Origin of the sequence: Bifidobacterium leontopitheci (assembly GCF_009193355.1) — a bacterium.
Classification (GTDB): domain Bacteria; phylum Actinomycetota; class Actinomycetes; order Actinomycetales; family Bifidobacteriaceae; genus Bifidobacterium; species Bifidobacterium leontopitheci.
On the sequence record NZ_WBVT01000024.1, the window covers coordinates 20,397 to 44,204 of the forward strand.

General features: G+C 66.0%; 19 protein-coding genes. 8 read left to right on the plus strand and 11 right to left on the minus strand.

Annotated features, from left to right (window positions below):
* The first annotated feature begins 60 nt into the window (after positions 1–60).
* Entirely contained in the window at positions 61–285 is a 225-nt protein-coding gene (locus F7D09_RS07665) for a DUF3107 domain-containing protein (protein ID WP_152234806.1), read from the plus strand.
* 227 nt (positions 286–512) lie between these two features.
* On the opposite strand, the gene F7D09_RS07670 is transcribed toward F7D09_RS07665, so the two are convergent.
* Entirely contained in the window at positions 513–1,394 is an 882-nt protein-coding gene (locus F7D09_RS07670) for a PHP domain-containing protein (RefSeq protein ID WP_152234807.1), read from the minus strand.
* Positions 1,395–1,523: 129 nt separating this feature from the next.
* Between F7D09_RS07670 and F7D09_RS07675 the strand changes: the two genes are divergently transcribed.
* Positions 1,524–2,186 (plus strand): vitamin K epoxide reductase family protein, encoded by a 663-nt coding sequence (locus F7D09_RS07675; RefSeq protein ID WP_152234808.1) that lies wholly within the window; start codon positions 1,524–1,526, stop codon positions 2,184–2,186.
* Between the two features lie 83 nt (positions 2,187–2,269).
* Here the strand turns inward: F7D09_RS07675 and dapF are convergent, their stop codons facing one another.
* Positions 2,270–3,187, minus strand: a complete 918-nt coding sequence (gene dapF, locus F7D09_RS07680; protein ID WP_152234809.1) for a diaminopimelate epimerase — start codon at positions 3,185–3,187, stop codon at positions 2,270–2,272.
* Positions 3,188–3,441: 254 nt separating this feature from the next.
* Between dapF and murI the strand changes: the two genes are divergently transcribed.
* The gene (murI, locus tag F7D09_RS07685; RefSeq protein ID WP_152234810.1) at positions 3,442–4,257 is read left to right on the plus strand and encodes a glutamate racemase; all 816 of its coding nucleotides are present in this window, start codon (positions 3,442–3,444) and stop codon (positions 4,255–4,257) included.
* Positions 4,258–4,520: 263 nt separating this feature from the next.
* Positions 4,521–5,528: a patatin-like phospholipase family protein gene (locus tag F7D09_RS07690; RefSeq protein ID WP_152234811.1), complete on the plus strand. Its 1,008-nt coding sequence runs from the start codon at positions 4,521–4,523 to the stop codon at positions 5,526–5,528.
* A gap of 204 nt (positions 5,529–5,732) precedes the next feature.
* On the opposite strand, the gene F7D09_RS07695 is transcribed toward F7D09_RS07690, so the two are convergent.
* Positions 5,733–7,022: an O-acetylhomoserine aminocarboxypropyltransferase/cysteine synthase family protein gene (locus F7D09_RS07695; RefSeq protein ID WP_152234831.1), complete on the minus strand. Its 1,290-nt coding sequence runs from the start codon at positions 7,020–7,022 to the stop codon at positions 5,733–5,735.
* Between the two features lie 84 nt (positions 7,023–7,106).
* Positions 7,107–8,354, minus strand: a complete 1,248-nt coding sequence (locus tag F7D09_RS07700; RefSeq protein ID WP_152234812.1) for a trans-sulfuration enzyme family protein — start codon at positions 8,352–8,354, stop codon at positions 7,107–7,109.
* Between the two features lie 345 nt (positions 8,355–8,699).
* Between F7D09_RS07700 and F7D09_RS07705 the strand changes: the two genes are divergently transcribed.
* Positions 8,700–10,088 (plus strand): FAD-dependent oxidoreductase, encoded by a 1,389-nt coding sequence (locus tag F7D09_RS07705; RefSeq protein ID WP_152234813.1) that lies wholly within the window; start codon positions 8,700–8,702, stop codon positions 10,086–10,088.
* A 483-nt stretch (positions 10,089–10,571) separates the two neighbouring features.
* Here the strand turns inward: F7D09_RS07705 and F7D09_RS07710 are convergent, their stop codons facing one another.
* From F7D09_RS07710 to F7D09_RS07720, 3 genes are all read right to left on the minus strand, one after another.
* Positions 10,572–13,427 carry an ABC transporter ATP-binding protein/permease gene (locus F7D09_RS07710; protein WP_152234814.1) on the minus strand — a complete coding sequence of 952 codons (2,856 nt, stop codon included), beginning with the start codon at positions 13,425–13,427 and terminating at the stop codon, positions 10,572–10,574.
* 157 nt (positions 13,428–13,584) lie between these two features.
* Positions 13,585–14,583: an AEC family transporter gene (locus F7D09_RS07715; protein WP_152234815.1), complete on the minus strand. Its 999-nt coding sequence runs from the start codon at positions 14,581–14,583 to the stop codon at positions 13,585–13,587.
* Between the two features lie 118 nt (positions 14,584–14,701).
* Positions 14,702–15,163, minus strand: a complete 462-nt coding sequence (locus F7D09_RS07720) for a MerR family transcriptional regulator (RefSeq protein ID WP_152234816.1) — start codon at positions 15,161–15,163, stop codon at positions 14,702–14,704.
* Positions 15,164–15,341: 178 nt separating this feature from the next.
* Here F7D09_RS07720 and F7D09_RS07725 point away from each other — a divergent pair, with 178 nt between their 5' ends.
* Together F7D09_RS07725 and F7D09_RS07730 are read left to right on the plus strand one after the other, a co-directional pair.
* The gene (locus tag F7D09_RS07725; RefSeq protein ID WP_152234817.1) at positions 15,342–16,349 is read left to right on the plus strand and encodes an aldo/keto reductase; all 1,008 of its coding nucleotides are present in this window, start codon (positions 15,342–15,344) and stop codon (positions 16,347–16,349) included.
* 261 nt (positions 16,350–16,610) lie between these two features.
* The gene (locus F7D09_RS07730; protein WP_152234818.1) at positions 16,611–17,156 is read left to right on the plus strand and encodes a 3'-5' exonuclease; all 546 of its coding nucleotides are present in this window, start codon (positions 16,611–16,613) and stop codon (positions 17,154–17,156) included.
* 24 nt (positions 17,157–17,180) lie between these two features.
* On the opposite strand, the gene F7D09_RS07735 is transcribed toward F7D09_RS07730, so the two are convergent.
* From F7D09_RS07735 to F7D09_RS07745, 3 genes are all read right to left on the minus strand, one after another.
* Positions 17,181–18,473, minus strand: coding sequence for a citrate synthase (locus F7D09_RS07735; RefSeq protein WP_152234819.1), 1,293 nt, complete (start codon positions 18,471–18,473; stop codon positions 17,181–17,183).
* A gap of 368 nt (positions 18,474–18,841) precedes the next feature.
* Entirely contained in the window at positions 18,842–19,618 is a 777-nt protein-coding gene (gene map / locus F7D09_RS07740) for a type I methionyl aminopeptidase (protein ID WP_152234820.1), read from the minus strand.
* 34 nt (positions 19,619–19,652) lie between these two features.
* A complete protein-coding gene (locus tag F7D09_RS07745) occupies positions 19,653–20,510 on the minus strand; it encodes an HdeD family acid-resistance protein (protein WP_152234821.1) in 858 nt (285 codons plus the stop codon).
* Positions 20,511–20,757: 247 nt separating this feature from the next.
* On the opposite strand from F7D09_RS07745, the gene F7D09_RS07750 reads away from it, so the two are divergent.
* Positions 20,758–22,884, plus strand: coding sequence for a M13 family metallopeptidase (locus F7D09_RS07750; protein WP_152234822.1), 2,127 nt, complete (start codon positions 20,758–20,760; stop codon positions 22,882–22,884).
* Between the two features lie 47 nt (positions 22,885–22,931).
* On the opposite strand, the gene F7D09_RS07755 is transcribed toward F7D09_RS07750, so the two are convergent.
* Positions 22,932–23,639: a single-stranded DNA-binding protein gene (locus F7D09_RS07755; RefSeq protein WP_152234823.1), complete on the minus strand. Its 708-nt coding sequence runs from the start codon at positions 23,637–23,639 to the stop codon at positions 22,932–22,934.
* Positions 23,640–23,808 lie beyond the last annotated feature (169 nt).

A 23,808-nucleotide genomic window follows, 5' to 3' on the forward strand; every position in this document is an offset into this window, starting at 1 on the left:
CGTTCGTCACCCAGGTTTTGGCCGCCTATACTGAAACGCAACGCAACGAAAGGAACCATCATGGATATCGAACTCGGCATCACCAACGTCGCCCGTCCGGTGAGCTTCAGCACGAACGACGATGCGGACACCGTCACCGCGGCCATCGAATCCGCGCTGGCCGACGGCACCCCGATCAAGCTGACCGACGACAAGGGCCGTCGCGTACTGGTCCCCGCGCAGGCCCTCGGCTACGCGCTCATCGGCTCCGAAACCAAGCACGCCGTCGGCTTCGGCGCGCTGTGACGGCAGCTCGCCGCATGGCCGACGCCATCCGGTGACGACACGTTGGTGACGTCGCGGCCGGTGACGACACCGTCGATACCGTCGCCAACGTCACCATCCCATGCATACACGTCACGCTGCCCGCCCTCGCACAGTGACGCACTGCCGAAATCCCTTGTCGCGCAAGGGTTTTGCCGTTTGCGTCACTGTGCGAGGGCGGGCAGCGTGACGTTGTTTTTGTCAGCGGGTCATATCAGTTCGATGGCGCCGCGACGCACGATCTCGGCGACCGTCTCGTCGTCGGTGAGGTTCTCGCCGAGCCGGTTCGGCTTGCCGGCGCCATGCCAGTCGGAGCCGCCGGTGACCAGCAGGCCGTGCTCACGCGCGAGGACGAGCAGCCGTTCGCGCTGCTCGGGCGGATTATCGCGATGCCAGACCTCCAGTCCGTCGAGCCCTTCGGCGGCGAGCGAGGAGATCTGGTCGTCGGACAGCAGCGTCCGGTTGCGGCTGGTCGCGCCCGGGTGCGCGATGATGACGACGCCGCCCGCCGCGCGCACGGCGGCCAGCACCTCGTGCGTGGTGGGCGAGGGCGTGGGGATGTAGTATTTCGAGCCGGCGCTCACCGCGTCGGCGAACGCTTCGGACCGCGTGCGGTACACGCCTGCGGCGACGAGCGCGTCGGCGATGTGGGGGCGGCCTACGGTGGTCTTCTCCCCCTCGCGCACCTGGTCGAGCACCGACTGCCAGCTGATGGGGAAGTCCTCGCTCAACCGGGCGACCATGGCCTTGGTGCGCTTGAGCCGCGCCTGCCGCGTCATGGCGAACAGGTCGGCCGTATGATGGTCGGCGGGGTCGTATTGGAAGGCGAGCATGTGCACCGAGACGTCGCCGTCGCAGGCGGTGATCTCCGTGCCGCGCAGCAGGTGCATACCGGCGGCGCGGGCGGCGGCCGTGGCGTCATCCCAGCCGCTGGTCGTGTCATGGTCGCTGATGGAGGCCCCGTGCAATCCCAGTTCACGGCTCATCGAGACGAGCGTCTGCGGAGTCTCGGTGCCGTCCGAGTATGCGGTATGGCAGTGGATGTCCCACCCGGCCGTCGGCGGCTTGGTGGCGAGTGCTAAACGAGTCATGTATCCATCGTAAGCTGAGGCATGGCTACAGACGGCATGACTGCATGCGACGTGTCGGACCGGCAGGCAGGCCGGGTTCCCGCGACGTGCCGGATGCGACCAGAACCCACGGAAAGGACGGTCAACAACATGGCACAGGACATCGAAACGAACACGGACGGCACGGCGGCGGCCACGGGCAAGGGCCTGGCCGGCTGGCGTCACGGGGCGGTCTGGACGTATCTCATCATGCTCGTCGCGTCCGCGGCGGCGTTGTTCGTCTCGCTGATGCTCGCCGCCGAAACGCTGCAACTGGCCCGTCACCCCGGCGAGAAGCTCGGCTGCGACGTGAACGGCATCATCTCGTGCACGGATGTGGCGCAGTCGTGGCAGGCGGAGTTCATCAAGTTCGCCGGACTGAGCTTCCCGAACGCGTTCTTCGGCATCGCCGCCGAATCGGTGTTCGTCACGGTCGCGGTGATCGGCCTGGCGAAGGTCGTGGTGCCGCGCTGGTTCGCCATCTGCACGTGGCTGGGCGGTCTCGCCGCGCTGCTGTACGCCTACTGGCTGTTCACCCAGTCGATGTTCGTCATCCGCGCGCTGTGCCCGTGGTGCCTTGGTCTGATGTTCGCCACGACGATCCAGTTCATGGCGTTGTCGCATGCGACGGTCGCCGTGCAGGGTCTGCCGCGCCGCTCGCAGGGGCTGCGCAAGTACTACCGTCTGAACTTCGACCTGATGGTCGATTTCGTCTGGGTCATCGCGCTGGTCGTGCTCATCATCGTCGTGGAGGGACCGGCCCTGTTCGCGTGACGTTGTTGCGTGACGGAAGCGTGACTGTCGTCACGTGGGCCGCACATTGTGTCACGTCACGCTCGTCACCACCGTTGCGGCTTCTACCGCAGCTCGACGGTGGCGACGAGCGTGGCCGAACCGGTCAGACTCACCGATTCATCGTCGACGTCGACGCGCAGCGTGCCGCCGCGTACGGTGATGTCCCAATGGTCGATGCCGGTCTTGGCGCGCAGCGTGACACCGGTGGCGCACAGGCCGGTGCCGCAGGAGAGCGTCTCACCGCAGCCCCGCTCGTTGACGCGCATCGTCGCCTCGCCCAGTCCTGCCGCCTCGTCGATGTCGTCGATGCGCACGAACTCCACGTTCTGGTCGGACTCCAGCACAGGCGAGACGACCGGCTTGACCGCCAAATCAAGGTCCTCGACGCGCGGCAACGTGGACATGGCGTCCTCGATCACGGCGACCACATGCGGGTTTCCCATGTCGACGAACGTGCCGCGCGCGCTGCCCGGCGTACCGGGGATGGTGACCTCGAAGGCGTCCAGGTCGCCGCGCTTCCACTCCCCCATCTCGACGCGGAACACGTCACGGCCGTACGGTTCAACGTCGCCGAGAGACCGCAGCGTCTTCACGCCGGCGCGGGTGCCGAGCGCGAACGCCCCGCCGTCGCCTCCGGGGGCGGCATGGACCACGTCGATATGGGCCACGTCACGGGCGAACAGGGTGATGGCACGGGTGCCGTTGCCGCACATCTCGGCCAGCGAGCCGTCCGCGTTGCGGTAGTCCATGAACCATTCGGCGCCGCCCTCACGGCAGGCGTCACGCTGTTCTTCGGTCAGGTCCGAGACGTACTGCGGCCGTGTCAGCCGCAGCAGTCCGTCGGCGCCGATGCCGAAATGACGGTCGCACAGGCCGCTCACCTCGTCGGCGGTCGGCTCATAGAGGCCGTCCGGGTCGAAATACACGATGAAATCATTGCCGGTCGCGTGCGCCTTGACCATGGTGTTCGGAATGCTCATGGCGTACAAGCCTACTCCGACCGCGGAATGTGGGTAGAGTAGGGCGAGCAGCCGACGTGTGGACGGGCGCGGCGGCAGGCGGCAGTGTGCCGCAGCAGACACGGCGCGCGTTCGTCTTGTGGAGAACCGGCCGGGAGGTGCGATGTCGGGGCGCGCGGTGCGGTATGGTGGGTTCCGCGTGTGTTTCGCCGTCGGCCTGCCTGCGTCGTGAGGCGAGGTTTCGGTCTGCGGCGGTCGATTGGAGGGTGAGCATAATGACTTCAACGGCACCTATCGGGGTTTTCGATTCCGGTCTGGGCGGCATTTCGGTGGTGCGGCAGCTCGTGCATGACATGCCGCACGAGCGTGTGCTGTACTTCGGCGACTCCGCGAACGCGCCGTACGGCACGAAGACCCCTGACGAGGTGCAGCGGCTGAGCTTCGCCATCATGGAGCGGTTCATGAAGGAACGGGTCAAGGCCGTGGTCATCGCCTGCAACACGGCAACGTCGGCGGCGGTCAACGCGCTGCGCGACACCTACGACATCCCGATCATCGGCATGGAGCCGGCGTTGAAGGTGGCCTGCGACCGCGGCGACACCCACGCCGGAGCGGACGGTTCCGGTCCGGTCGTCGCGCATACACCGCAGCATGTGATCGTCGCCGCGACGCCGTTGACGTTGCGCGAACACAAGTTCGCGGCGCTGATGGACCGGTTCAAAGCGGACAATCAGATCCTGCCGCAGCCGTGCCCCGACCTAGTGGAGATCGTGGAGCAGGGGCGGCTTGACAACCGCGATCTGGTCATGGACACGCTGCACCGGTATTTTGACGGGTACGACCTCAACGGCATCGACGCGGTGGTGCTCGGCTGCACGCATTTCGTGTTCTACCGCGAGTACTTCCGCGAGCTGCTGCCCGAATCGACCGCGATCATCGACGGAAACGAGGGCACGGTGCGTCATCTGGGCGTCGTGCTCGAATCGCTGGGCAAGCTCGCCCCGGCCACGCAGGATGGCGGCGTGGAGCTGTCCAACTCGGACAGCGGCGAGCGCATCGCCAAGCTCGCCGCCGACCTGTTGCACCGCTGACGCAACTGTCGCTTGCACCGCCGCCCCCGCGCCGCTTGCGCTGCCGCCCCGCGCTGTATCCTCCCTCCTCTATCACTCTGCTCTCTGTCACAGCGGGTAGGTACCCGCTGTGATACCACTCATGAAATCGTTGGAAACTAGCCGCTGTCGCCCTCTCTGTCACAGCGGGTAGGTACACGCTGTGATAGAGAGGGCGTGCGTGTGCGCGAGGCTGTCCGCAAGTGGGGCGTAAGCTCGGACGAAACGTATGAAAGGGGATCAGCATGACGGCAACGGATACGGCAACGCCGACGAACGACACGGCGACAGCGAACGACACGACAGTGAACGCGACGGCGAACAACACGACAGCGAACGCGACGACGACGGCCAAACCGGCGAGCGACACGGCGACGACGGCAACGAACGCGGCGACGGCACAGGGTGCGCACCGCACGGCGATCATCGACGTCGGCGGCGGCTTCCGCGCGATCTTCGGCGCGGGCGTGCTGGACCGCTGCTCGGCCGACGGCATCACGTTCGACCACGGGTACGGCGTCTCGGCCGGGGCGGCGAACCTGACGTCATTCATCGCCCGCCAGCCCGGCCGCAACCACACGTTCTACACGCAGTACGCCTTCCGCAAGGAGTACGCGAGCACGGAAAGCTTCTTCAAGAACCACAATTTCGCGAACCTCGACTACATCTACGGCACGCTGAGCAACCATGACGGTGAGAATCCGGTGGATTTCGCGGCATTCGAGGAGAACCCGATGGGCTTCACCGTGGTGGCGTGCAACGCCGAAGACGGGTCGACCAAATACTTCGACAAGTCACGCATCCGGTTCGACGACTTCGACGCGGTCAAGGCGTCGTCGGCGGTGCCGGTCGCCTGCGAACCGTACGTGGTGGACGGCGTACCCTACTACGACGGCGGCATCGCCGACCCGGTCCCGGTGCAGAAGGCCCTCGATGACGGCTACGACCGCGTGGTCGTGGTGCTCACCCGACTCAGAGACGTGCTGCGCGAGCAGAAGAAGGACCTTGGCCCGGCGCGCATCCTGCAGCATCGTTACCCGGCCGCCGCCGAACGGCTGCGCGAGCGCTACCGCACGTACAACGACGAGGTGGCGTTGGCGAAGGAATACGAGAAGGACGGTCGGGTGCTCATCCTCGCGCCCGACGACCTGTGCGGCCTGTCGACGTTGTCGAAGACGTTCGAAGGTCTGGAGATGATGTACCGTAAGGGGTATGCGGCCGCCGGCGCGATCGCCGACTTCCTCGCCGACTGACGTGTGCGCGGAGGGATGCTCGCGTTACCGCATCCGTCTTCCGCATATTTCATGAGTCGCGTCACGCGGTCCGCCCAATCCGCGTGACGCGGCCGGCGCAAACCACTGAAGGACAACGGGTCTCGCATCGCCCGTCACGCGGACCGGGCGGCCCGCGTGACGGGATTATGTGTCAGCGAACACGCAACACGGTCCGCAATACGGTCAGTAGGCGGCGGCGATGGCTTGGTCGAGGTCGGCGATGAGGTCATTCACGTCCTCGAGGCCGATGGACAGGCGGATCAGGTTGGGGGTCACGCCGTCGGCCAGCTTGTAGCGTTCCGGCACCTCGCGGTGGGTGATGTTCACCGGGTCGACGATCAGCGAGCGCGCGTCGCCGATGTTCGGCACGTAGGCGAACAGTTTCGTGCCGTCGAGGATGCGGCGCACGTTGCTGACGTCGCCGTCGACGAGGAACGAGAGGATCTGGCCGACGCCGCGCGGGAAGTACTTGGCGACCAGATCGTACTGCGGGGTGCTGCCGAGTCCGGAATAGTTGACCTTGATGACGTGCGGCGTGTGCGTGAGATGCTCGGCTATCGTCCGCGCGGAGGCGACCTGCTGGCTGACGCGCTGCGGCAGCGTCTCCAGGCCTATGAGCTGCAGGTAGGCGTTGAACGCGCTTTGCACGGCGCCGAACGTGCGCAGGTACTTGATGCGGATGCGCCGGATGAACGCTTCGGCGCCGTACTTGTCGGCGAAGCTGCGCAACGTGCCGTCAGGGTCGGCGATGACCTGCTGCTCCTGCGTGAACTGGGGGAACCGGCCGTTCGCCCAGTCGAAGCGGCCGGCGTCGACGATGACGCCGCCGATGGCGTTGCCGTGGCCGGTGATGCCCTTGGTGGTGGAGTGCACGACGATGTCGGCGCCGAATTCGATGGGGCGCAGCAGATACGGGGTGGGGACCGTGTTGTCGACGATGAGCGCGATGCCATGACGGTGCGCGAGCTCGGCGATCGGTTCGATGTCGGTGATCTCGGTGCTCGGGTTGGCGACGGTCTCCGCGAAGATGGCCCTCGTCTCGGGGCGAATCGCGGCTTCGATGGCGTCAAGGTCGTTGATGTCGTCCACGAAGTCGGCTTCGATGCCGAACTGCGGCAGGAAATCGCCAAGCGCGTCCACGCTGGCGCCATACAGGTTCGTGGGAGCGATAATGCGCCCGCCGCGCTCCCCCGCGCACATCAGCGCGTAGGAGACCGCCGCCATGCCGGACGAGACGGCCACCGCGCCGATGCCGCCCTCCAATGCGGCGATGCGCCGTTCGAGCGCGTCGACCGTGGGGTTGGCGACGCGCGAGTATTCGAATCCTTGCGTCACGCCGGCGGCAAGGTCACGTCCCCTGAGCGAGTTCTCCAGGTCGAACGCCGCGGAGGCGTAGATCGGCACGCTCACCGCATCATCGTGCCCGGTCGCCGTATAGCCGGCGTGAATCGCATCAGTCCTGAAATCCGTCATCATCCTTCACTTTCGTTTGCCTTGCCTGTCAACACACGCGAAAAGGCCGCGCGCCCGAAACGGCGTACGGCCTTCACGAAGCTCTCATGCGGCCACGGTCGTCAGCCGGCTGAAATCAACCAGCGCAGAGCCTTCCCTCTCCAGCGCGTCGTAAGCCTTGTCGAACGCCTGACCGAGGTCCTCAATCAAATCGGTCGCATCCTCGATGCCGATGGACAGCCGGATCAGCTCGTCGGTGATGCCGACCTTGAGCCGCTCCTCGCGCGGCAGTTCGAAATGCGTCATCCGGCACGGCAGTTCGGCGAGGCTTTCCACGGCGCCCAGGCTGACCGCAAGACGGAACACATGCAGGTTGTCGAGCACGATGGCCGGGTCTGCGCCGGGCACGACCTCGAACGAGAGCACGCCGCCGAAGCCGCGCAGCCCGTTCTCGGAGAGCAGCCGGTTGCGGTCGCCGTGCAGTCCTGGATAGTGGACGGTCCTGACCAGCGGGTGGGCGAGCAGGTAGGCGGCCACCGATTCGGCGTTGGACTGCTGCCGGTCCATGCGCAGCGCGAGCGTCTGGATGCCGCGGCGCACGTCGTTGCATTCGGCCGGTGCGAGCACGCCGCCGAACCGGTTCTGTGCAAAGTAGATCTTGCGGCCGATCTCTTCGTCGAGCACGACGACGAGTCCGGCGTTGACTTCGGAATGGCCGGCGAGGTACTTGGTGGCCGAATGGATGACCACGTCGGCGCCAAGGTCGAGCGGCTGCTGCAGGTACGGGGTGACGAACGTGTTGTCGACGATGGAGATCGCGCCGTACCGGTGCGCGATGGCGGAGATGCGGTTGACGTTGTTGACCTGCAGGAGCGGGTTCGTCAGCGTCTCGAAGTACACGGCCGCGGCCGGGCGCCGACATCGGCCGTCGCCGTCCGCACCGGCGTTCCTGCCGCTGATGGCGGCGTCGAGCGCCTCATAGTCGGCGGTGTCCACCGATTCGAATTCGATGCCGCGTTCGGCGAAGTACTCGTTGAACAGCGAATAGGTGCCGCCGTAGATGTTGCGTCCAACGACGATGCGGTCTCCTGGCTTGAAGATGCTGAGCACCGCGTGGATTGCGGCGAGGCCGGATGCGAAGGCGAAGCCGCGCGTACCGTGCTCCAGCTGGGCGATCTGACGTTCCAGGAAGTCGCGGGTCGGGTTGCCGCTGCGCGCGTAGTCCCAGCGGGGCATGGCGCTGACCGATTCGAAAGCATAGGTCGATGAGTTGTAGATCGGCGGGTTCACGGCTCCGGTGTTGTTGTCGTTGACCGGCAGTCCGTGGACCAGCTGGGTATTGAACCTCGTCATAAGCACCCCCTGAGATACTTCTTGCGGGATCCCCTGTGAATCCCGCGGACGTCTCGACGGTACCGCGGCGTTGGCGGCTTTCGCAAGCCGCGCGGCATATCCGTTAGTTATAGGGGGCTGTAAAACGTTGCAACGACTGGGTTCTCGACATCGCCTGCGCTTTGTTCCGAAAGGCGGCGGCCACAAGACGACACGCCCGGAAGCGGACGGGGCGCACTCCGCTCGCGCGACACGATAGGCTTGATGCTGATGTCGCCCGGGCAGCACCGGGCGCGACGGGTCCGGCCGGCTTGGGCGAACCCGTCGGTTTCGCATAGTGACAGGCCCACGAGCAAAGGAGCTTTTATGACCACTGTAGCCATCGTCGGATGCACGCACGCCGGCACGTTCGCCGCGACCTCCATTCTCAAGAACCATCCCGATTGGACGGTTCACGTGTTCGAACGCAATGATTCGCTCTCGTTCCTCTCCTGCGGCATCGCGCTGTGGGTGGGCGATCACGTCTCGGATCCGAAGCGCATGTTCTACTCCTCCCCTGAGGCGTTGGGCGAGGCGGGCGCGACGATGCACATGCGGCACGACGTGCTGGACGTGGACGTGAAGGGCAAGGTGCTGCACGCCAAGGACCTTGCCTCCGGCGAGGTGAGCGAGTACCGGTTCGACAAGCTGGTGGTGACGACCGGTTCGGCGCCGGTGGTGCCGCCGATCGACGGCCTGGACGAAGGTCTGGAGTCCGGCCGCGTGCTGCTGTGCAAGAACTGGGGGCACGCGCTGGCGATCAAGGAGCGTGCGAAGAGCGCCAAGTCGGCGGTGGTGATCGGCGCCGGCTACATCGGCGCGGAGATCGCGGAGCAGTTCAGCGAGATCGGCGTGAAGACGACGCTGGTGGATGCCCTGCCGCGTGTGCTGGCCAACAATTTCGACGCGAACATCACCGATGAGGTGGAGCGGGCGTTCGAGGACCATGGTGTGACGTTGGCGCTGGGTCAGAAGGTGGTCGCGTTCCGGCCGGCCGCCGGCTCGGACGGCGTTGAGGGTTCCGGTGTGACGGTCGTCACGGAGAAGGGCGAGTATACGGCCGACGTGGCGATCCTGGGCGCCGGCTTCCGTCCGAACACGGAGCTGTTCAAGGACCAGCTGCGGATGCTGCGCAACGGTGCGATCGTCATCGACGATTACATGCGCGCCTCGCTGCCGGACAACACGGTCCTGGAGGACGTGTTCGCGGCCGGCGACAGCGCGACCGTGCGGTACAACCCGACGGGGGCGGACGATTATATTCCGCTGGCCACCAATGCGGTGCGTCAGGGCCTGCTCATCGGCGAGAACATCGTCTCCGCGACGAAGCGGTATCCGGGCACGCAGGCGACGAGCGCCGTCCAGCTGTATGATCTGGCGATGTCGGCGACCGGTCTGACGGCCGGTGGCGCCGAGCGACGGGGGCTGGCGGCGAAGTCGACGACGCTGGTGCAGGATTACCGTCCGGACTTCATGCTCACCACGACGCCGGTGACCGCCACGATCGTGTGGAATCCGGTGACGCGGCGCATCCTCGGTGCACAGTTCCTCTCGAAGCATGACATCTCGCAGGCGGCGAACGTCGTGTCCGTGGCCATTCAGGCCGGGTTCACCATCGACCAGCTGGCCGGCGCCGACCTGTTCTTCCAGCCGAACTTCAGCCAGCCGATCAACTTCGTCGGCGCGGTCGCCATTCAGGCGGTCGCCGAAAGCTGAGCGGGCGAGCAAAGCGAGACTGGGGGGTGACAGCACGACACGTTGAACACCACCCCCACCCGCTACGCGGGAGCCCCCGCCAGCGTGGGCAACGCTCCCCCAGTCAGCTCCGCTGACAGCCCCCTCCACCGAGGGGGCTAAGGGAGACGGGCCAATCGTCACCACAGCCAACGGGCCAGCCCACTCCGCCAAGGGGCCAAGGTGGCGGGGCGGCCGTTGCCATAGCTGAGCGGGTGACGCTCCCCCAGTCTTCGCTCCGCTCAGCCAGCCCCCCTCCACCGAGGGGGCCAAGGTGACGGGTTGACCTTCGCCACAGCTGGACGGGGGCGGCGCTCCCCCAGTCAGCTCCGCTGACAGCCCCCTCCACCGAGGGGGCCAAGGGAGGCGGGCCAATCGTCACCACAGTCAACGGGCCAGCCCCGTCCGACGAGGGGCCAAGGTGGCGGGGCGGCTGAGGAGCGACGCCGATGGCAGATGTGGGTGTTATTCGGTGCGCAAGGCGGTGGCGGGGTCCTGTTTGGCGGCCTTGCGTGAGGGGATGATGCCGCCGACCAGCGTGAGCGCCACACTGAGCAGCACCAGAATCACCGCGGCGAGCGGCGGCAGTACGGCATTGACGTCATTATTGCCAATGGCATGATGCAGCAGCTGGTTGCCCGGGATGAGCAGCAGCAGCGTGACGCCGATGCCGATGAGACCCGCACACAGGCCTATGATGCCGGTCTCCGCGTTGAACACTTGCGACACGTTGCGCTTGGATGCGCCCATGGCGCGCAGGATGCCGATCTCCTTGGTGCGTTCAAGCACCGAAATGTAGGTGATGATGCCGATCATGATCGAGGAGACGACCAGCGACACCGATACGAAGGCGATGAGCACGTAGGAGATCACGTTGATGATCGTGGTGACGGAGCTCATCATCAGTCCCACGTAATCGGTGTAGACGATGCGGTCGTCCTTGCCGACGGTGGCGTTGTAGTTGCTGATCGCGTCGGAGATATGGTCCTTGTTCTCGAAGCTGTCGGCGTAGATGTTGATCGTCGACGGGGCGTCGCGGCTGATGACGCCGAATGCGGCGAGGTTGTCGTCGTAGCTGCCGCCGGAGACGTAGGCGTCGTAGATCTTCACCAGCTGGTCCTGCGTGGCGGAGGCCACATAGGCGTCAAGGCTGTCGGCCAGCTGCTGTTCGCTCGCTGCGCCGGTGGACTGGCCGGCGGCAGCGGATCCGTTCTGCGTCGCGCCGTACATCTGCTGCCCAGCCGTCTGCTGTCCCGCTGCCTGCCCAGCCGCCGACTGCCCAGCCGCTTGCGAGCTCGTCAGCAGCGTCTTGGCCATGGCGGCCTTGTCGCTTACGCCGAGCGTCGACACGTAGGTCTTCGCGTCCGCCGCCTTCTCGGCATCGTCCTTCGGTGAGAACGTCAGGCCGTTGAGCACGTTGCGCTCCTTGTCGGCCTTCTGGTCGGCGACGATGGCGCTTGAGTCGGCATGGTCGATCAGGTCGTTCGTCAGCGCCCTCGTGTAACCGACACCGGCGGCGAGCGGCGTGGCGGAGGCGTCCTTGACCGGCTTGACCACGCCGACGACCTTGAGCTGTGTGGCCGTGGACAGCCGTTTCGCGATCTCGTCGGCGTTGTCGCCGATGTACGTGTAGCGCCCGTCATCGCCTTTGACGTACTGGTCCGCCGCGGGGATGAGGTACAGCTTCTGGTCGAGCGCCTTCGAGTAGTCGATGCGGCCGGTCGGCGTGTTGATCTTCTTGCCTGCGTCGATCCGGCTCATCATCTCGTCGTAGTCGGCGGCCTTGAGCAGGCCGAGCTCGTACAGCGTGGTGAGCGGCACCTTGTTGTCGTCGTCGAGCACGAGCACGACCTCATCCTTGGTCGTCGGCCATGCGCCACGCACGACCCGGTAGTTGTCCTTGACGACCTTGCTGATCAGCTGGCTGTCCTTCGTGCCGGGCATGATCTCGTGGAACGAGTCGGGGGCCGCGTTCGTGTCGGTCTTGCCGGTGAGCATAGACATCTGCATGCCGGTGACGTCGGACATGCTGGCGGACGGTCCCATCGACGTCATCTTCGAAGCCACCGACGAGGATCCGGTGCCGCCGATGTCCACGCCGTCGGCGTTCACCAGCGTACCGTCCGGGTCGTGGTCGAACACGGAGAACTTCACGTCGTACGAGTATTGGATGCCGGTAGAGCCGACGTACTTGCGCACCTCACTGTTCGGATTGTCGAGGTATTTCTTGAAGTCGGTGAGGTTGTTCTTCGTGATGCTGTTCGTCAGGTTCGCCGTCTGCTTGACGCTGCGGTCGTCGGGGTAGATGCCGTCGGTCTTCGCCGACTTCTCCTCGTCGGTGCGGCCGCCGGCCTGCGCGCCCATGATGCTGGTCATGTCGAAGGTCTGCGAGTCGATGGTGATGGGGTAGGCGGTCATCGTGTCGCGCTGGATGCCGTCGATGTAGGCGTTCACGCCGGTGGAGACGGAGAGGATCAGCGCGATGCCGATGATGCCGATCGACCCGGCGAACGAGGTGAGCAGGGTCCGCGCCTTCTTGGTGCGCAGGTTGTTGAAGCTCAGCGCGACCGATGTGGCGAACGACATCGACGCCCTGCCGAGCCTCCGGTGCACGGCCGGCTTCTCCTGGGATTGTTCGGGCACCTCATACGGGTCGGAGTCGCTGCGCAGCACGCCGTCCCTGAGCTCGATGATGCGGGTGGCGTATTCGCGGGCGAGCTCGGGATTGTGCGTGACCATGACGACCAGACGGTCCTTGGCGACCTCCTTGAGCAGGTCCATGATCTGCACGGACGTGTCCGAGTCGAGCGCGCCGGTCGGCTCGTCGGCGAGCACGATGTCCGGGTCGTTGACGAGCGCACGCGCGATGGCGACGCGCTGCATCTGACCGCCGGACAACTGGTTCGGTCGTTTGTTCGCATGTTCGGCCAGCCCGACCTGCTCGAGCGCGTGCAGGGCGCGCGCCCGGCGTTCGGACCGCGGAACCCCTGATATGGTCAGGGCCAGTTCCACATTGGAGACGATGCTCTGGTGGGGGATCAGGTTGTAGCTTTGGAACACGAACCCGATGGTGTGGTTGCGGTAGGCGTCCCAGTCGCGGTCCTTGTACCGTTTCGTGGAGACGCCGTTGATGATGAGGTCGCCGCTGTCATAGCGGTCGAGCCCGCCGATGATGTTGAGCAGCGTGGTCTTGCCCGACCCGGAGGGGCCGAGGATCGCGACGAACTCGCTGTCGCGCAGGCTGACGCTCACGTCGTCGAGCGCCTTGCATACGAAGTCGCCGGTCTTGTACTGCTTCGAGATCGACTGTATCTGCAGCATGGTCCCCTCCCGTCCTGCACGGTCGGCCGACAACCACCACCCGGCTGCCGGCCGACCATCCGCGACGTCCGCACCCCGCGGACGTCATTGAATCATATGTTCTATATTCCATGAAGCCGCGGACGAACGCCACACCGATGCCGCCGTAGGCCGACCGTCAGAACACAACGGCCGAGACTACTGTCAGGGAGAGCAGCGAGAACAGCGTCGTGACCAGGACCATGCCGACCGCGTAATCCGGCATGTTGTCGCGACGCCCGCAGAACATCGCGATCGTCGTCATCGTCGGCAGGCCGGCGACCAGCGTGATCGTCTCGATCATGTCATGCGTGACCGGCAGCCACGGCAGCGCACCGACCAGCCAGACCAGCAACGCGAACAGACACAACGGAAACGCAATCATCTTGAGCACCATGCCGACGTACAGTTCGTACCGCCGCAGCACGTGCCACCACTTGGTGAGCGCGAACAGGCCGCCGAGGTAGATCAGCGACATCGGCGTGGCCATGGAGCCGATCGTGTGCAACGGCTTGAGCACGACGCCGGGCACGTGCACGCCGGCCACAATCAGCGCGAGCGCGATCATCACGCCGATGAACGCCGGATTGACGAACCGTCCCAGCAGCGAACGCACGCGGACGGCCAGCGGCGCACGACGCCGCACGACGTCTGCTCCCCCGACGTCCGATCCCCCGGCAACCGGCTCGCACAGCCACACGCCATACGTCCACAGCAGCGACTGGTCCACGATCGACATCAGCGCCACGAATATCGCGCCCGAACGCGGGAACAACGCCATGATCAGCGGAATGCCGATGAACCCGGCGTTGCCGAACACCATGGACGCCTGAAAGATACGCCCCCGTGAGCCACGCAATCGCAGCAGACGGGCCACAGCGAAGAACACCGCCGCCAGCAGCGCGTACATGACGGCCGTCACCAGCATCACGCCCCAGTTGGCGGCAAGCTGCGCACGGTCGGTGCCGTCGACCGCGTTGGAGAACACCAGCACCGGGATGAGCACGTTGATGAGCAGCGAACACATGCCGTTCAGCGCCGTGATGCCGTAGAACTTCAGCCGCACGCACAGATAGCCCACCGCCAGCATGATGCCGAATCCCACCAGCTGGCCGAGCACGATGCCGAACTGTCCCACGAAAACACTCCTTCCTTCACCGGCGGTCGCATGGGACCGCCGCGTACGGCCGCGCCGCGACGGACACCGCCGCGGTCGCGCGCAGCAGAACACTGCCGTCGCCGGATGTCAGCCGTCGTCAGTCGTCGAACGTCGCGTTGCGATAGTCCGCCCAGACCGGCATCGGACCGCCGTCGCGCAGCCGCTCGCGGATGTCGCCGTAATAGTGCAGCTTGCGCAGCACATGGCCGTACGCCTCGTCCAACGCGCGCCGCTGGTCCTCAAGCGCCTCGCGCCGGCCCTGCAACAATGTCATGATGTCGTCGATATGACCCGGCTCATCGTCCTCGAACGAGAAGAACCGCCGCAGGTCCTCGATGGACATGCCGGCGCGTTTGAAACAGCAGATAGTCCGCAGACGATGGATGTGGCATTGCCGGTAGACGCGCCTGCCCGCCGCGTCACGCCCGACGCCGGTCAGCAGGCCGACCTCCTCATAGTAGCGCAACGTGGACGGTTCCATGCGGAACATGGCCGCCACGTCGCGGATGCCGTACACGCGGCCGTCAGCGTCCGCCTTATGCTCGTCGCGAACCGACATGACCCCTCCCTTGCCTGTTGTCCGCCGCCGGCGTCCCGCTGCCACGGGACACGCCGGGAACAGCGATTTGCGTTCAAGCCGGCTTGAAGAGTCATCATACTGGAAGACGTCGCCGCACAGCCCGGCAGGACGCCCGGCGACGGCATCGCGACGACCACGACACACACAAGGAGACCTCATGTTCGAACCGACGAACGACTACAGCCCGGCGACGGACCGCTATGACACGATGCTGTACAAACGCTGCGGCAAAAGCGGACTGAAGCTGCCCGCGATCTCGCTGGGATTCTGGCACAACTTCGGCGACATCACGCCATGGGAGCAGATGAAATCGCTCGCGTTCACCGCGTTCGACCACGGCATCACCCACTTCGACCTGGCGAACAACTACGGCCCCGAGCCGGGCGCCGCCGAACGCAACGCCGGCAGGCTGATCCACCGGTACTTCGCCGCCCACCGCGACGAGCTCGTCGTCAGCACGAAGGCCGGCTACGAGATGTGGGCCGGACCGTACGGCGACTGGGGCAGCCGCAAGTACCTGCTCGCTTCGCTCGACCAGAGCCTGACGCGCCTCGGCCTCGACTACGTGGACATCTTCTACCATCACCGCCCTGACCCCGAGACCCCGCTGGAGGAGACCATGGGCGCGCTCGCGCAGGCGGTGACCAGCGGCAAGGCGCTGTACGTGGGCCTGTCCAACTATGACGGACCGCATCTCGAGCGCGCGGCCGCGATCCTCGACGAGATGCATGTGCCGTTCATCATCAACCAGAACAAGTACAACATCCTCGACCGCACGGTGGAGGTGAACGGGCTCAAAGAGACCGCGAAGCGGCTCGGCAAGGGGCTGATCACGTTCTGCCCGCTCGCGCAGGGCCTGCTGACCGACCGCTACCTCGACGGCATCCCCGCCGACTCGCGCGTCGTCCACGACCCGCGGTTCCTGCACAAGGAGGACGTCGAGCGGGTGCACGGCAAGATCGTGGCGCTCAACGAGATCGCGCAGCAGCGCGGCCAGACGCTCGCCGAGATGAGCCTCGCGTGGCTGCTGCATGACGATGCGGTGACCAGCGTGCTCGCCGGCGCCTCGAAGCCGCAGCAGATCATCGACAACATCGGCGCGCTGAAGAACCTCGAGTTCAGCGACGAGGAGCTGCGCCGCATCGACGAGATCGCGCTGCAGTAGCAGGCGGGGACGGTCCACTCCCGGGTGGCGCTCCCCCAGTCACGGCCCGCGGCCGCGACAGCCCCCTCCACCGAGGGGGCCAAGAAATCAACCGACCGTACTCGTAGCGACTCGTCCGGGTACGGTCGGTTGATTTTTCCTGACCGACCGTACCGCGGTGTACCGCGGTGTATCGCGGCGGTACGGTACAGTGTTGCCCTACGCAAGCGCGGCCGGCGGACCGCGCGGTCACGTCCGCAACCGCATGAACGAGGAGGACCCATGCTGCCCGAAGACCTGCCTGAGAACTACGTCGTGCTCGATCTTGAGACGACCGGCGTCAGCTGGTACCGAGACACGATCATCGAAATCGGCGCGGTCCGTGTGCGCGGCCGCGAGCAGACCGACACGTTCCAGCAACTGGTCAACCCGGAGCGCGATCTCAACCCGTTCATCACGAAGCTGACCGGCATCACGCCGGACATGCTGGCTCCGGCGCCGGACCTTGCCGCCGTCCTGCCGGATTTTCTGGACTGGTGCGGCGACGACCCGCTGGTCGGCCACAACATCATCCGCTTCGACATGAAGTTCATCGATCTTGCGGCGACGCGGCTGCTGCACCGCAGTGTGCCGAACCGGGTGATCGACACGCTGGGCATGAGCCGCACGCTCTTCCCCGAGCATCACCGCCATCGTCTCGTCGACCTGATCCAGCGGTTCGACATCGCCGACGTGGAGGAGCACCGCGCCCTCTCGGATGCCGAGCAAACGCAGATGTGCTTCGAATGGATGCGCCGCTGGGCCGCCGACAACGGCCGCGAACTGTAACGGCATCGCCGCCAGCACGCCCGCTTACCGCTGATCGAACGGCACGTAGTCGCGTTCCGTCTCGCCCGTGTACACCTGACGCGGACGTCCGATCTTCGTGTTCGGGTCGGCGAGCATCTCGCGGTACTGCGCGATCCAGCCGGGGATGCGGCCGAGCGCGAACAGCGTGGTGAACATGGCGGGGTCGAATCCGATCGCACGGTAGATGAGCCCCGTATAGAAGTCGACGTTCGGATACAGATGGCGTGAGACGAAGTAGTCGTCGTGCCGCGCGATGTCCTCCAGCTCCACGGCCACGTCGAAGAGCGCGCGCTCGTCGGCGGGCAGCTTGCGCGTGTCCTCGCGGTCGATGATCTTCTCCAGGTACTTGCGTGCGATGGCCGCGCGCGGATCGTACGACTTGTAGACGCGGTGGCCGAGGCCGGAGATGCGATGGCCGTTCGCCTTCGCATCGTCGACGAACTCCTTGACGGTCTTGCCGGAGTCGCGGATCGCCTTGAGCTGGCGGAGCACCTCCTCGTTCGCGCCGCCGTGCAACGGCCCGGACAGCGCGTTGATGCCTGCCGCGACCGCCGAATACAGGTTCGCGTGGGCGCTGCCGGCGATGCGCACGACGGACGTGGAGCAGTTCTGCTCGTGGTCGGCGTGGATGATGAGCAGGCGGCCGAGCGCGTGCACGTACAGCGGGTCGGATTCGAACGGCTCGTACGGCACGGCGAAGCACATGCGCAGGAAGTCGTCCACGTAGCCGCGCGCGTAGTCCGGGTAGAGCATCGGCTCGTCACGGCGACGGCGGAAGATGTAGCTGACGATGGTGCGCACCTTCGCCATGATGACCTTGGCGGCCTCGTCCAGCTGGTCTGAGTCGGTGATGTCGGTGGTGTCCGGGTAGAAGGCGGCGAGCGCGTTGACCGCCGAGGCGAGCACGCTCATCGGGTGCGCCGACCGCGGGAACGAGCCCATGAACGTGCGGAAGTCCTCGCCGACCATGGTCTTGTGGTTGATATCGGAGCAGAACTGGTCGTATTCGGCCTTCGTGGGCAGTTCGCCGTGGCGCAGCAGCCAGGCGACCTCGAGGAAGTCCGACTGATCGCACAGTTGCTCGATCGGATAGCCGCGGTAGCGCAGGATGGAATGCTGGCCGTCGATGTAGGTGATTTTGGATTCGCACTGCGCGGTGGTGAGGAATCCGGGGTCGAGCGTCACCCAGCCGTCGTTGCGCAGCTTGGAGACGACGATGCCGTCCGGACCGGCGGAGGCTTTGACGACCGGCAGCGTGTACTGATTCGAATCGACGTGAAGTTCAGCGGTTGCCATGCACGTGCTCCTTCTGATGTCCGGATGACGGCCGGGTTCACGGTCCGTCTGCCGCTTGTGTTGCTGGGATTCCACACTATATTGCGCGCATGTTTCCCGGCAAAGACGACGCCCGGCACGTGGACATGCCACATGCCGGGCGTCGGATGATGTGCTGGTCGGCTGGTGCTTCGGCGAGCGTGCCGCGGCCGCCATGTTGTTGTACGAGCGGAAACGCTGTGCCGTTTGCGTGGGTGAGAACCACCCTCAGTCTTGCTTCGCAAGCCAGCTCCCGCCGGCGGGAGCAATCAGGATTGCGCCCCCGCTGGCGGGGGCTGTCAGCGTGAGCTGACTGGGGGTGGTCATGCTAGGTGCCGGCCCACGACGTACTAGTCGCGGACGGTGAGGATCTGCGGACCGTCCTCGGTGATGGCGATCGTGTGCTCGCTGTGCGCGCCGCGCGAACCGTCGGAGGAGCGCAGCGTCCAGCCGTCCTTCTGGTCCTGGTAGATCTCGTCGGTGGACTTGAGGAACCAGGGCTCGATGGCGATGACCAGGCCCGGGCGCAGACGGTAGCCGTGGCCGGCCTTGCCGTCGTTGGCGACGTGCGGGTCGCCGTGCATGATGTGGCCGACGCCGTGGCCGCCGAACTCGAGGTTGATCGGGTAGCCGTATTCGCGGGCGATGTCGCCGATGGTGGACGACACGTCGCCGAGGCGGTTGCCGGGGCGGGCCGCGTCGATGCCGGCGGCGAGCGCCTCTTCGGTGCACTTGATGAGGCGCAGGTCGCTGGGGTCGGGGTCCTTGCCGACGACGAAGCTGATGGCGGAGTCGCCGACCCAGCCGTTGACGCTGACGGCCAGGTCGAGGCTGATGAGGTCGCCGTCCTTGAGGTTGTAGTCGTAGGGCACGCCGTGCAGCACGGCGTCGTTGACGGACGTGCAGATGTAGTGCGCGAACGGGCCGGTGCCGAAGTCGGGGGCGTAGTCCACGTAGCAGGATTCGGCGCCCTTGCGGTCGACGATCTTCTTGTGCACGTACTCGTCGATCTCGAGCAGGTTGGTGCCGACCTTGGTCATGGCCTTGAGCTCTTTGAGGATCTCGCCGACGAAACGTCCAGCCGGCTTCATTTCTTCGATTTCCTGAGGTGTTTTCAGTTCGATCATGGTCTCCAGCCTACTGTGCAGGGCAGTCAGCGCGTCACTTGCGGCGCGGGCGGCCGAAGGCGAACGCGCGCACGATGGCGGAAACGCCCATGACGAGCAGCGAGCAGCCGGTGAAGATGACGAGGAACACCATCGAGGCGAGCGGCGAGAACAGCACGACGACGCCGGCGATGATCGAGATGATCGCGTAGGCTACGGCCCATCCGGAGCTTGGCAGCCGCCAGGATTCGGCGAGCGCCATCACGCCTTCCATGATCCAGCCGATGCCGACGACCAGCGTGACGAACACGGCGAGCGTCTGGCCGGTGAGCATGGCGTTCCTGAGCATCGCGATGCCGCCGATGGCGAGCAGTGCGCCGAGGCATACGTCGAGCACGCGCCAACCGGCGGGCAGTCCGAGCGTGACGACGGCGCTGACGATGCGCACCGCGCCGGAGACGATGAAGTAGATGCCGAGCGCTATGGCGAGCAGGCCGAGCGTCTTGCCGGGCCATACGAGCAGTGCGATGCCGAGGATGACGGCGGCCGCGCCGACGACGCCGTAGAGCGCGCGGATGGTGTTCTTGGCGCGCTGCGGCAGCAGTTCCTCGATGAGCCGGAACAGGTTGAAGGACTGCCAGTCGGCTCCGCCCGGCGCGGCGCCGAACGGGCCGCCGGCCTGACCGCCGTCGCCGCCGGGTACGTTCTGGCCGTAGGGCGGCTGGTAGGCGTAGGGCTGGCCGTATGGAATCTGGCCGGTCTGCTGTGATTGGCCGTTCGGCTGGTACTGGCCTGCGCTCGGCTGCCCCTGCTGGCCGGCCTGTCCCTGCTGCGGCTGGCCCTGCGGGGCGTATGCGCCGTATTCCGGCTGCGGACGGCCGTTGTTCCGGCCGTCATCCATCGTGTCGCTCATGATGGCTCCTTTCGTCGCGCCGCACGCCGTCCCGGCCGTCCGTCCGCCCATCCGACGGAACCACGCAGGAACGGCGGCTGCTGCGTCTTTCGTTTCCGGTTTCTATTTTAGACATCTTGTCTAATTCTCGCCCATGGCGTAAAACAGACACTTCAGCAACCGAAAATCAGGCAGACGGCCGACCTCCGACGAAAACCGAATGTCACGCGCGCCGGGGACGTCAGCCAACGCGGATACCATGAAAGCCATGACTACACCTCAGATCTCCGGCCTCGATCCGGCAGCCTTCTCCTCCGTCATCAAACCTTCCGACGACCTGTTCCGTTTCGTGAACGGACCGTGGATCGACACGTACCGTCTGCCCGACGACAAGGCGCGCTACGGATCGTTCGACAAGCTCGCCGAAGACTCCGAAAACCAGATTCGCGACATCCTCGAGGACGACGACTGCCCGGCAGTCAAATCGCAGGCGCTGTACCGTTCCTTCACCGATGTCGACGCCATCGAGGCCGCCGGCATCACGCCGATCCGCCCGGCCCTCGACGCGATCGACCAGGCAGGCGACAAGGCTGCGCTCGTGCGCACGCTCGGCTCGCTCAAGCCCACCGACGAAAGCCCCGACGCCTTCGGCATCGCCGTGTACGGCGACCCGAAGGACCCCGACACCAACGTGGTGCACATCGAGCAGTCCGGCATCGCGCTGCCCGACGAGGCGTACTACCGCGAGGACCATTACGAGCCGATCCGCGAAGCCTACGTGCGGATGGTCGCGAAGCTGCTCACGCTCGCCGGCTACGGCAGCGCGGAACGCGGCAACACCGGCGACGACGGCGTGCAGGACGACTCCGACTCCTCCGCCGAACGCGACGCGCGCCGCTTCCTGGACGTCGAGACGCGCATCGCCGCCAACCATTGGGACAACGTCGCCACCCGAGACTCGCAGAAGACCTACAACCCCACCGACTGGCAGACGCTGTCCGCCGACCTCGCCCACTTCGACCTCGCCGCATGGGTGGACGCCTGGCAGCAGGCGTACGACGCCACCACTGCCGCGAAGGCGCAGCCGGTCGACCTGCGAGGCGCGCTGAACCACGTGATCGTGCACGAGCCGAGCTTCCTCAAGGGCTTCGACGACTTCTGGCAGTCCGCCTCGCTGGACGACCTCAAGCTGTGGGCGCGCGTCCAGGTGCTCATCGGCGCCGCGTCCATGCTCAGCCACGACTTCGACGTCACCCAGTTCGAGTTCTTCGGGCGCACGCTGTCCGGCACCGTCAAGCAGCGTGACCGCTGGCGCCGCGGCGTCGCGCTGGTCAACGGCATCTGCGGCGAGGATGTGGGCCGCGAGTACGTGCGCCGTCACTTCCCCGAAAGCGCCAAGGCGCGCATGGAGCAGCTCGTCGCCAACCTGATCGACGCCTACCGCGTCTCGATCACCAACAGCGACTGGCTGGGCGAGGCGACCAAGGCCAAGGCGCTCGAGAAGCTCGGCAAGTTCACGCCGATGATCGGCTACACGGAGCACTGGCGCGACTACACGGCGCTCGACGTGCGCGCCGACGCCGGACTGGTCGCCAACATGAAGGCCGCCGCCCTCTACGAGTGGGGCTACCAGCTGGCCAAGGCCGGCAAGCCGGTCGACAAGGGCGAATGGCTGATGAACCCGCAGACCGTGAACGCGTACTACGAGCCGGGCATGAACGTGATCGTGTTCCCCGCGGCCATCCTGCAGCCCCCGTTCTTCAACCCGGACGCCGAGGACGCCGCCAACTACGGCGGCATCGGCGCGGTGATCGGCCATGAGATCGGCCACGGCTTCGACGACCAGGGCAGCCAGTACGACGGCGACGGCACGCTGAACAACTGGTGGACCGACGCCGACCGCGAGGCCTTCGAGCAACGCACGAAGGCGCTCATCGAACAGTACAACGCCTTCGTGCCCGTGCAGCTGGCCGAGAAGTACGCCGACGAGCCCGGCAAGGCCCCGCACGTCAACGGCGCGCTGACCATCGGCGAGAACATCGGCGACCTCGGCGGCGTGAACATCGCGCTCAAGGCGTACGCGTTCGCGCTCGACGAGGCCGCCGGCCGTCCCAAGGACGGCTCGCCCGCCGCGATCGAGGCGTCGCTCGACTCCGCGCCCGTGATGGACGGCTACACCGGCCTGCAGCGGTTCTTCCTCAGCTACGCATCGATCTGGCGTTCGAAGAACCGTGACGAGCTCGCCGAGAAGTTCCTCGCCATCGACCCGCACTCCCCCGCCGAATGCCGCACGAACGGCATCGCGCGCAACGTCGACCTGTTCTATAAGGCGTTCGACGTCAAGCCCGGCGACGGCATGTGGCTCGACCCGGACCAGCGCGTGCGCATCTGGTGACGTGCTTCGCGGGCGGCGGCCGACAGCAGAAGCCGACAGCAGAAGCCTCAGCTGAATTCGTCGTCGCCCGCGAAATCGTCCATGGACCCGTCCAACGGCTCATCCAATGGCGCCTCGGCATACCCGTCCGACGCGGATGCCGAGGCGTCCGCATATCCGCCCGGCTGTCCGCCATCCGGCTGTCCGGCATCCGACTGTCCACCATCCGATTGCGCGCCGGGCGGCGACAGGACGTCCACCGGCGTGACGACCTGGCCGTTGCCCGGTGGGACGTGCGGGTCGAAACCGGCGCCGGCAGGCGGTATGCCCGTCCCGTCGGCGTTCGCCGCGGCGTTCGCAGCGCCGGCGGCCTGCTGAGCCTCCTGTTCGGTCGCGTTGCGGTTCGCCTTCATCACCCGCTTCAGCTCGGTGATGCCGTAGTTGAGGTCATGGCCGATGTTCGACGCCTCCAGCACGGTGCGCGAACGCTTCTCGCCTTTCTGCGTCACCCACTCGTCGGTGGCGAGCACGCCGGTCACGATCACGGCGTCGCCCCTGTGCAGCGAATGCCGCACGTTCACGGCGAGCGTGCGGAACGCCTTCACCGTCAGCCATGTGGTCGGCAGGCTGCGCCATTGACCGGTCTTGAGCTCCCGATAGCCCCGCGTGCTGCCGACCCGGAACGAGCAGACGTCCTTGGCGCCCGCCTTGCTGTACGATTCCGGCTCCGCCCCGATGAAGCCGGTGATGGTCACCATCCCCTGTTGTATCGCCATGTCGGTCTCCTTTGCTTGCTTGAAGTGCCACCGCCGGCCCTTCTCATCCGGCGGTGGCTCCACTATGGCAGATTTCCCGACTGCGGCACAGGAATTCCGACCCATGTGGTCGGAGGTCCACTGTTTGGCGTGTCGTGGATAACTTGTGGACGGATTTCCGGTTATCCAC